Annotated in this window: 1 protein-coding gene and 1 pseudogene; both read right to left on the bottom strand. The window is 67.0% G+C overall.

Features of this window, described 5'->3' with window-relative positions:
* A pseudogene (locus MJ783_RS23310) lies at positions 1 to 182 on the bottom strand (hypothetical protein); the annotation flags it as partial.
* Positions 182 to 901: a DUF433 domain-containing protein gene (locus tag MJ783_RS23305; protein WP_239314044.1), complete on the bottom strand. Its 720-nt coding sequence runs from the start codon at positions 899 to 901 to the stop codon at positions 182 to 184. The pseudogene MJ783_RS23310 and the gene MJ783_RS23305, both read right to left, overlap by 1 nt.
* Positions 902 to 1259: the final 358 nt, after the last annotated feature.

Raw genomic sequence — 1259 nt, 5'->3', positions numbered from 1 at the left:
CCAAGCCGAGCGGTATCGGTGAGCCAGGTGATGTCCTCGACCTTCTCGTCGTGCGGGATACCGTAGTGTTCGGCGAGCGTCGTCAACTCGATACCGGCTTGTCGCAGCAGCCGAGGGACGGCGATACGACCGAGGCTGCGGTCGACGAAGACGTGGGGAAGCCCCTCGGAATGTGCTGTCACTAGGCGGCGGGTTTGCTGGCGATGCGTACGGCGTCTTCCAGTTCGTCCGGGGGGACACCGAACTCTTCAGCGACCTCCGCGAGCTGCTCGCCGGCGTGGAAGCGGCCCAGAACGTCTTCGAGCCGGGCTCCGCCATGGGAGAAAATCGGCTGACCGAACCCGCGGCGGGGGTCGACCACGACGTCGGCATGCTGGTATTCGGGTAGACGAATGAGCTGGGCATAGCCGTCCGGTGCAAAGTCGACGCGCTGCAGGTATGCCTCGACGATATCCCCGAACACCCGCTGGCCTTTACGCACGGCGACCAGCTCCCATGCACCTCGCGCTTCAGGTGTGTCGCCCTGGCTCTCAGCGAAGTCGTAGAGTACCTCGGCGCCGTCGGTGTAAAGGGCCTTGGACGCTAGGACGTGCGCGATCCCGAGATCCTCGGACAGGCGGGTGAGGGCGGGCCGGATGCGTTGAAGCGGCACGCCGGATCGCCGGATCGCTGCGAGCACCAGGCCCTCGGCAAGACCGATAAACGGAACCACAGCCTCGCCGTGCTCCGTCGCAGGACGTGCGGTGACGATCGGCTCACCGCGAACCGGGGATCGTCCGGGTCGCCGTCGCGCATATCCGTATGCCCAGGTCGTAAAGGTCGAGGTCGGCACTCGCAGGTACCGGCCAGCCTCGGCGACGCTGTACAGCGGCACCTCGAAACGATCAGCATCGTTGGGCACGACTTGCCTCCCCGGATACGGCGCTCTGCCGCCTATCATCCACTCCCAGCCGAACGGACCGGGTGACGTCGCATCCCACCGAGTATGGACGCACGTCCGGACGCCACACCGCCGTGTGAGCTCCCGTACGTCTCACCGGCCGACCGGGCCGCGGAGCACCGCTGGAACGGCTGTACGGACTCCGCCGGCACCGGCACCGGCGATGATGACCACCGGTCCTGCTCCTTCTCAACCGTAGTGGTCGCCGCGAGCCTGCCTGCCGGGCGCGGCAGACCTGTCGTGCCCGGTTGCCGCCGGCCGCCGGTTGACTCTGTGGCCGGCGTTCGGGTGATGTGCTCCCGTACCGGACGTTGTTATC

The organism is Protofrankia sp. Cj3, from assembly GCF_917627355.1.
GTDB lineage: Bacteria > Actinomycetota > Actinomycetes > Frankiales > Frankiaceae > Protofrankia.
The sequence above is the reverse complement of the archived record's forward strand: the minus strand, read 5'-3'. Positions and strand labels throughout refer to the sequence as shown.